The sequence below is a fragment of the Streptomyces nanshensis genome, from assembly GCF_001751255.1.
Lineage (GTDB): Bacteria > Actinomycetota > Actinomycetes > Streptomycetales > Streptomycetaceae > Streptomyces > Streptomyces nanshensis_A.
Window position 1 is genome coordinate 1 of record NZ_LJGW01000701.1, and the last position, 8,825, is coordinate 8,825.

Below are 8,825 nucleotides of genomic sequence, written 5' to 3' on the forward strand. Positions count from 1 at the left end.
CGCCGCCGGTGCCGCGGGAGCGGCCGGTGCGACGGGCGCCGCGAGCGCGAAGCCGTACACGAAGGAGTCCGCGGAGGCGGGCGCCGCAGGCGGTCTCGCGACCGGTCAGGATGCCATGACCCGTTCCGAGGAGCATCTGCGCGTCGGGACGGAGCGGTTCGAGACCGGTCGTGCGCGGCTGCTGAAGTACGTCGTGACGGAGGAGGTCGAGCAGAGCGTTCCGGTGCGGCACGAGGAGGTGCGTATCGAACGCGAGCCGATCACCGAGGCCAACAGGGCCGAGGCGATGAGCGGGCCCCAGATCTCGGAGGACGCCTACGAGGTCGTCCTGCACGACGAGCGTCCGGTCGTGGAGACCGAGGCGGTGCCGGTGGAGCGGATCCGGCTGGTCACGGAGGAACACGTCGACCAGGAGACCGTCCGCGGGACCGTGCGCAAGGAGCGCATCGAGGTCGAGGGCATCGACGACTCGACCGCCTGACGGCCGGGCCGACGGCAGGACGCGGGGGCCGGACTCCGGTCCCCGCGTCCTGTTCTCCTCTCTCGTCCCAAGCTCGTCCCGAGTTCGTTCGTCCCAGGTCTGGGCTCAGACGCGGCGGAAGAGCAGGTCGCGGACCTTGTGGCCCTTCTCCAGGCCCTGGCCCTCGAAGCGGGTACGGGGCCGGATCTCTGGCCGGGGCGCGAAGCCGCCGTCGAGCTGGGTGTTCTCGTACGCGGGGTGTCCGGAGAGGACGTCGAGCATCTGCTCGGCGTACGGCTCCCAGTCCGTCGCGCAGTGCACGAGCGCGCCCGAACGCAGCGGGCCGGCCGCGAGATCGAGGAACTCCGGCTGGATCAGGCGCCGTTTGTGGTGCCGCTTCTTGGGCCACGGGTCGGGAAAGTAGACGCGGAGGCCGGAGAGGCACTCGGGGGCGAGCATCTCGCGGAGCAGGATGATCGCGTCGCCGTTGCCGACGCGGACGTTGGTCAGGCCGCGTTCGTCGGCGAGGCGGAGCAGATTGCCCTGGCCCGGGGTGTGCACGTCGACGGCGAGGATGTCGGTGCCGGGGTCGGCGGCGGCCATCTCGGCGGTCGCCTCTCCCATGCCGAAGCCGATCTCCAGCACGACGGGGCGCTCGGGGCGTTCAGGGCGTTCGGAGTGTTCGCGTTCGCCGCGGCCGTCCGGCGGCAGCTCCCGTTCCCCGGAGGAGGCGAACAGGTCGCGGAGGTCGATGCGGCGCTGCCCGTCGATGTCGAAGCCCCAGCGCGGCCAGAGCCGGCGCAGCGCCGCGCGCTGCCCGGCGGTGACGCGGCTGCGGCGGGGCTGGAAGCTGCGGATGCGCCGCTCGTGATGCGATCCGGCGGGGTCGGCCGACGGGCCTTCACCGTCCGGGAACATGGACGGCCTCCCGGGGTGCTCGGCCGCGGGCGTCTCGGAGTTCACAGGCTTCTGGGAGTGCTCAGACACAGTGCTTCCACTGTACGGGCGCGCGGGGGCGGGGTGCCGCGTCCGGTGTCACAGGGCCGGTGCCACCGGGCCCGCGTCCTGGGTGCCCGTACGGATCCGTCCCGGAGGACGGTGGCGTCAACAGGCCGCCGTGTGCAGCGCGTTGAGCGCCTGGACGGCCCGGAGGGCACGCGCCGCGATCTCCCGGCCGATGGGCAGCGAGGCCGTCGCGGCGGGGGAGGGGGCGTTGAGCACGTGGACCGCGTGCGGCCCCTCGGTGATGAGGAAGTCGTCGGCGAGGGAACCGTCTGGCAGCACCGCCTGCGCCCGTACGCCCGCGGGCGCGGGGACCAGATCGTCCGCGGAGACCTCCGGCAGCAGCCGCCGTACCGCCGTGGTGAACGCGCGCTTGGACAGGGAACGGCGCAACTCGCCCGCCCCGTAACGCCAGTGGCGCCGGGCCATGCGCCAGGTGCCGGGGTGGGTGAGGACGCCGGCCAGTTCGGCGGGGCGGACCGTACGCCAGCCGTACCCCTCCAGCGCCAGGGCGGGGACGGCGTTCGGGCCGATGTGGACGCCGCCGTCGATGCCCCGCGTCAGATGGACGCCGAGGAAGGGGAACGCCGGGTCCGGCACCGGATAGACCAGGCCGCGGACCAACTCCTCGCGGGAGGCGGCCAGTTCGAAGTATTCGCCGCGGAAGGGCACGATGCGCGCCGCGGGGGTGTCACCGGTGAGCAGGGCGAGCCGTGCGCTGTGCAGCCCGGCGCAGTTGACCATGGTGCGGGCCCGCACCACCGACGTACGGGCGCCGGGACCGGAGTCGGGATCGGAGCCGGGGCCGGAGTCGGGGCCGCCCTCCGTCACGCGGACGGCGACGCCCGTACCCGTACGCCGCTGCACGGCGGTCACGCGCGCCCCGTAGCGGATCTCCGCGCCGCCCTCGCGGGCGAGCCGCGCCAGTCGCCCGGCGACGGCGCCGAAGTCGCACACGCCCGTCGTGCCGACGTGGATGGCGGCCAGACCGCGTACGTACGGCTCGCGCTCGGCGATCTGCGCGGGCCCCAACTCCCGTACGGGGATGCCGTGTTGTCTGCCGCGCTGGATCAGGGCGTGCAGCCGGGGCAGCTCGTCGCGCTCGGTGGCGACGATCAGCTTGCCCGTGACCTCGTGCGGAATCCCGTACCGCGCGCAGAAGTCGACCATCTCGGCCGCCCCCTGCACCGCGAAGCGCGCCTTGAGCGAACCGGGGCGGTAGTAGATCCCGCTGTGGATCACACCGCTGTTGCGGCCCGTCTGGTGCCGGGCGGGACCGGGCTCCTTCTCCAGGACGACGACACGGGTGCCGGGCGCGGACTGCGTGATCGCATACGCCGTCGACAGGCCGACGATGCCGCCGCCGACGATCACGACGTCGCAGTCGTGACCCGGTCTCGCAGCGGCGCCGCCACGGGCGGAGGCGGTGCCGGGGGCGGGAGCGGGCGCCGGCTCTGGCATGGCTCTCTCCGGGGTGGTGCTGGAGATGGAGGACGGGTGCGGTCGCGGGCCGGGGGCTTCGGCGTCGTGTCGGCCGGCACGTTGTCCATCATGGACCGCACCACTGACAAAGGGCTGCGACGCAGGTCACGACGGTTCGGCGGAGCGCCCGGCGGCCGGATCGCGGGCCCTGCCGCGCCGGGCGCCGCTCACGGGAGTACGGATCACGGGGTGCCGGTCACGCGGGCGCCGCCAGCAGCGGCCGTGCCTGCTCCCGCAGTTGGGCGACGCGCGGCTCGTCCCCGTACGGCTCCAGGCGGTTCAGCAGATCCCGTACGTACTCCGTCGTGCGCGCCGAGGAGATGCGGCCCGCGACCTCGACGGCGCGCGCCCCGGCGGCGCACGCCGCGTCCAGATTGCCGGACTCCAGCTCCGCGACCGCCGAGACGACCAGGCGCAGCCCGTGCGACCGTACGAACTCCTCCGTCGGCTTCGACAGCGCCTTCTCCGTGAAGCGGCGCACCTGGCGGGGCGCCTTCAGATCGCGGTAGCACTCGGCGGCGTCGGCGGCGAGGCGGTCGTAGGAGTAGAAGTCGAGCCAGGAGGGGTCGGCGTCCCCTTCGCGTGCGCGCTCCAGCCAGCTCTCGGCGCCGGAGAGCGCGGCGCCGCAGGCGTGGGAGTCGTTGGCCTTGGCGTGGGCGCGGGCCTCGACGAGGCGGAAGAAGGACATGGTCCGCGCGGTGGCCAGTCCCCGGTTGCGTTCCACGGCGGCCTGGGCGAGGTCGACGCCTTCGTCGGCGAAGCCGCGGTAGGTGGCCTGCAGGGACATGGAGGCCAGGACGTATCCGCCGAGCGGTACGTCGGCGGCGGCGCGGGCGAGGCGCAGCGCCTGGATGTAGTAGCGCTGCGCCGCCTCCTGTTGGCCGGTGTCGAAGGCCATCCAGCCCGCGAGGCGGGTGAGTTCGGAGGTGGCGCCGAAGAGGGAGCGGCCCACGTCGTCGGTGTAGGCGCCGAGGAGTAACGGCGCGGCGTCGACGCGCAGGCACTCGGGCACCATCGACGAACGCCAGTCGCCGCCCCCGTACTTGGAGTCCCAGCGGCGCGCCTCGTCGGCGGCCTCGCGCAGCTTCGCGACGTCGGTGTGGCCGACGCGCAGCGGCGAGGAGGAGTCGGCGTCGCCCGTACCGTCGGACCCGGACCCGGACGCGTCCGCGGCGGCGGCACCGACGTGGCCGGAGGCGGCGGCCGTCTCCGGGTCGCGGGCGACGGAGCTGTCGGCCGGGGTTATCAGCCAGCGGGACGCGGGCGTGGCGTACGCGCTGACCGCGAACGACCCCGCCAGCGACTGCCAGATGCCGCCACCGCCGCGGCGGCCGCCGTGCAGATCGAGACGGTAGAGGTCCGTGGCCGCCTTCACCGCGGCGCGTACGTCGCGGGGGAAGGCGAGGCCGACCTCGGGCGCCGGGTCGGCGTCGGCGAGGCCGATCTCGTGCAGCGGTACGGGACGGCCCAGCTTGCTGCCGATCGCCGCGGCGATGAGATGGGGCGCGGCGCCCTGCGGGACCATCCCCTTGGAGACCCAGCGGGCGACGGACGTCTTGTCGTAGCGGAGCGTCAGACCGCGCTGCGCTCCCAAGTCGTTGACCCTGCGGGCGAGTCCGGCGTTGCTGATCCCCGCGAGGGCGAGAACGGTGCCGAGCTTCTCATTCGGCCCGCGTGGCTCCCTGGACATGCGCGCACACCCCTGACACACACCGACGGCCGCCCCGCCGCCTGGCGCGAACCGGCGGCACGGCACCTGCTACCCGCGGGAGAACCGCGGGATGCCTCCCCGGAGCGCCGGGGCTGCGGGCAGACACGGCGCGGGACGCACTGAGGACTTAGCGTAGTTCGCCGCATCCTCACCGTTAAGGGGCGCCGGCTGGGATGGCGGGATTCGTGTCCGTGCGCAGGGCCCGGCTGCCGGTGCGGGGCTGTGCACTGCGTGTTGTCGGGGCCTGTCGCCCGTCACTGTGCGCGTGCGCGGAGGGGGCGGCGGTGCAGGTGGGAGCGCGGGGGTGGCGCGGGGGTGGCGAAACGGTCCGGGGGACAGGGCGGGAACGGGGCCGGGGCGCGGTCGGCGGACGGGGTGGAATCTGCCGGGGGTGTGCCGGGGTGGCGGGAGTCGGGGCGGCGTGGGGGCGGTGCCGGGGCTCGGGGAACGGGGTGCGGGGGTTGGCGGGATGTGTGGGGGGCGGAGGCGCATGCGCTCCGTATACAACGCGTACGCGAAGAGTGTGCGCAGCGTGCACGACGTCCGTACGAGCCGTATATGAGGCGTACACGGCGGGGAGTCCGTGGCCGCTGTGGCGAACGGCGGGGCGGACGCGGGCCGTTGGACGGGGACGGGAGCGCGGCGGGCGCTGGGGGCGGAGGCCCGGTATGCGCCGGGTATGCCGTGCGGCGTACGTACGACGGCGCACGGCGGGGGACACGTACGTGCGGGCGTCACGTGCCAACCGTCCCGCGGCGCACGGCAGTCGGCCGAAATCCGTGTGAAGAAATCGTCGTATAACGGTGTTCCGCGCCGTGCCGCTCGTGCTCCGGGTGTGTGGTCGTGCGCCCGCCCATGCGCCTGTGCCCGCGGCCCGGCGGACGCTTCCATGAGAAGTGCGTGGGTCGGCCCGCTGAACTGGACCAGCGGGCTGGGGGAACCGCCGCCCCATTCCCCGCGGGCGACGGTACCGGCCCGGGAAGTTGGAGAAGCCTTCCCGGGCCGGCGAGCCCGTCGCAGACGCCCGGTGCACCGATCGTGCACGGGCCGCGCACCCGTTGTATACAGGCGGTGCACCGGAGTTCGGGACCACCCCCGGCGGAGCCCGGCAGATCCCCTCGTAAGCCTCCGCGGACCGGTGAGTCGAACCCTCCTTGCCCTTGGGGCGCCGACGCTCGGAAGCGTCACCTCGCCCTCGGAAGCCGCGCGAACCACCCACAGTCGGACAGACGTTGGCGGGCGGCTGCCGGGTGCCGAGGGGTGCTCAGGACTTGGCGGCCGGGACCGGGTGCGGGGCTCGTCCGGCGCGGCTCGACGGCGGCTTGCGGGGCCGTCCGGACGTTCACGGCGCCAACACCCGTACCTGTCCGGAACGTTGCCCTCCGGCCGTCGAAGCCTCGCCCTGCCGTACCGTCCCCGCCGCCCGGCAGACGCCGCCGCAGCGACGGTTCGCCGACCGATTCGGCCCGCCTTCTCCCCGTACTCCCGACTCCGCCGCGGCAGCCTGACGGAGGGCGCGGAAGAGGCCGGTACGAACCCCCGAAGCATTCCAGCATGTGGACACGTGAACACAGGGTGTAGGAATCGGTGCTCCGCCGGTCGCCACTCCCTGCAACGGCCAACCTCGCGGCGCGCTCCCATAGTTGGCCGAATAACATCGGTCAGCGGTGCGGTGCTGTCCGCCGAAGCCAGCGGTATATGCCTCCCGTTGGGGGCTTACCGGACTTCCGAGGCCGGGGACTCGCCACCGGTCGTCCGGAGACACCGCACTCCCGCCCACCCGGCGCACGCATCACGCAACCCCCCTTCATGAGCGGCGCGTTGGAGCCAGATATGCGCCCCTTTCACGCCTCTCGTGCACCCTTCTCGTGGCAACATGGCCGCAGGGCAGCAGCAGGACAGCAGTGGGGCCTCCTCACCGGCAGCGGCGGGGGCACACCCCACGGCGTCACTCAGGCAGCGGAGGCGGGCGGCGATGCGATGGTTGGTGGGATGGAGCAGCGCCGCTCCGGGACGCGGCCGGTACGCACCCGGCTCGCTCGAACCGGTCGGCGCGCAGCTTCTGTGGAGCGACCCCGACCCCCTCTGGGCCGTCGGCGACTGGCGCCCTGACGAGATCCGCGTCATCGAGGTCGACGCCGCCAACCGCCTTGCCGTACTGGGGTGTTGCGGCGCCAGCGACGAAGAGCTCCGCCTTGGCCTCTCCGCCGCGCGCGGCGGCGCGTACCGCCATCTGACCGCCTGGCCCGGCAGCTACACGGCCGTCGCCTGCGTCGGCCGCCGTCTCACCGTCGCCGCCGACCTCGCCGGCGTACGGCCCGTCTTCCACACACCCTGGGAGGGCGGCACCGCCTACGCCACCGCCGCGCTCCCGCTCGCCGACCTCACCGAGGCGCAACTCGACATCGGCCACCTCGGCGCACTGCTCGCTTGCCCCGACGCACCCGAAGCCCTCGGGGACGGCACTCCGTACGCGGGCGTCCGGCGCGTACCGCCCGGGCACGCGCTGATCCTCCGCGAAGGCAGCCGCGAGATCACGAGCTACGAACCGGCGTCCTCGCTCGTCGTCTCCGCCCCGCCGCCCGTCGACCCCGACACCGCGGTCGCACGCGTACGGGACGCACTGATCGAGGCGGTACGGGCACGGCTGGCGGCCCCGCGGCACGCCTCGGAGAGCGACCTCGCGGCGTACGGGTCCGCGGACCCTTACGCGGACGCGGAACGGGCGGCGGACGGGTACGGAGCCGGGACCGGGACCGGGGCTGGTGCCGGTGCCGGGGGGGCGTACGGCGCGTACGGGGACGGCGGAGCCGCCGGGACGCCGTACGCCGGCGCCGCCTACGGAGACGAGCCGCACCCCGGCAGCGATTACGACTACGACGACGGCCAACAGGCATACACCGAGCGGTCGTTCATCGAGGAGGTGTTCGAGAACGCCGCGTTCGGACACGACACCTCCGGGCCCGACAGCTACCGCCATGACAGCTATCGCCATGACCAGTACCGCTACGACGAGTACCGCCACGACGCATACGGCACCTACCCCCGGGACTCCCAGGGCGCCGAGACCTACGGCCCGTACCACCGCTCGCACGGCGCAGCGGGCGGCGCACCGGGCGGCGGAACCTCCCGTTCCCGGAACGGCCGCGCCGCATCCGGCGGGGCGGGGGCGGACGGCCGCGACCCCGGCCCCGTCCCCGGCATGGGCCCCGCCGACAGACGTGCCGCACGCGGCGGCCCGGCACCCGGCGTCGGCGCCGACCTCTCCGGAGGACCGGCCTCCGGCACCCTGGCCCTGCTCGCCGCGGGACTCCCGGGGGTGCCGGGCACGGTGCACGGCACGCTCGACGGCACGGAAGGCGGCGAACGCCTCCTCGCGGTCACCTTCAACGACCTCGCCACCAACACCGGCGCCGACAACGCCGCCGCCGCCGAACTCGAACGCGCACGCAGCATCGCCGACGACCCGCGCCTGCACCACGTCGTCGTCGCCGTGGGCGAAGAAGCCCTTCCCTTCGCCGAGTTGGAAGGACCGCTGACCGACGAACCGGGGCCCTCGCTCGTCGTCGCCGGCAGACACCGCCGCCGTTTGGCCGCCGGCAGCTCCGACCACTTCGTCGGCTACGGTGCCCGCCAGGTGATGGACGCCCACCCCGCACGCCTCGCCGATCTGCTGATGGACCGGCGGCGGCGCCATCTGCTGCGTCCCGTCGCGGCGTTGGCGCGCGCGGACGACGTGCCGCCCGGGCGCTCCGTACTCGTGCCGTGGACGGTCTACCGGGCGGCGCGCAAACTCGCCCGCACCCAGTACCGGGACGGCGTCACCCGCACCGCCGAGCGGCTGCGCGCCGCCGGCTCCGGCCGCAACGGCTCCGGGAACGGACCGGGAGGACGAGGCCAGGGCGACGGCCCGTTCGACGACTTCGGCGACCCCGAACAGGGCGGCATGGGGAAAGGTTTTGCCGATCTGGGGCTTTTCGGCGGAGTGGCCGGTTACGGCAGCGAAGGCGCCGTCGGCTCCTCCGTCGCGGCCCTGACCTGGTGCCGGCCCGGCCCGGCGGCGCGCTGGCTGACGGGCGAGGCCCTGGCAGAGGTGTCCGTACGGCTCGAAGCCGCGGCCCGGCTCAGGCCCACCGTGGAACGCCCCGGCGAACGCCGCGCCCGCGCCGC

At 74.2% G+C, this 8,825-nt stretch carries 5 protein-coding genes; 2 read left to right on the forward strand and 3 right to left on the reverse strand.

Translation table 11 applies throughout. The features are described 5' to 3' along the window. Nucleotides 1-481: YsnF/AvaK domain-containing protein (locus AN218_RS32225; protein ID WP_141747783.1), on the forward strand; the 481-nt coding region annotated here is incomplete at its 5' end. A gap of 105 nt (nt 482-586) precedes the next feature. Here AN218_RS32225 and trmB read toward each other — a convergent pair. The 3 genes from trmB to AN218_RS32240 all read right to left on the reverse strand — a co-directional run bounded on the left by trmB (nt 587) and on the right by AN218_RS32240 (nt 4,634). Then, the gene (gene trmB / locus AN218_RS32230; RefSeq protein WP_079132829.1) at nt 587-1,378 is read right to left on the reverse strand and encodes a tRNA (guanosine(46)-N7)-methyltransferase TrmB; all 792 of its coding nucleotides are present in this window, start codon (nt 1,376-1,378) and stop codon (nt 587-589) included. A 186-nt stretch (nt 1,379-1,564) separates the two neighbouring features. Further along, complete coding sequence (lhgO, locus tag AN218_RS32235) at nt 1,565-2,923, reverse strand: L-2-hydroxyglutarate oxidase (RefSeq protein WP_079132830.1); 1,359 nt, start codon at nt 2,921-2,923, stop codon at nt 1,565-1,567. A 217-nt stretch (nt 2,924-3,140) separates the two neighbouring features. Beyond that, the gene (locus AN218_RS32240; protein ID WP_070020569.1) at nt 3,141-4,634 is read right to left on the reverse strand and encodes an NsdA family TPR-like regulatory protein; all 1,494 of its coding nucleotides are present in this window, start codon (nt 4,632-4,634) and stop codon (nt 3,141-3,143) included. Nucleotides 4,635-6,630: 1,996 nt separating this feature from the next. Here AN218_RS32240 and AN218_RS38650 point away from each other — a divergent pair. Next, a partial coding sequence (locus AN218_RS38650) for a macrolactam cyclase family protein (protein ID WP_244900894.1) occupies nt 6,631-8,825 on the forward strand: 2,195 nt, incomplete at its 3' end.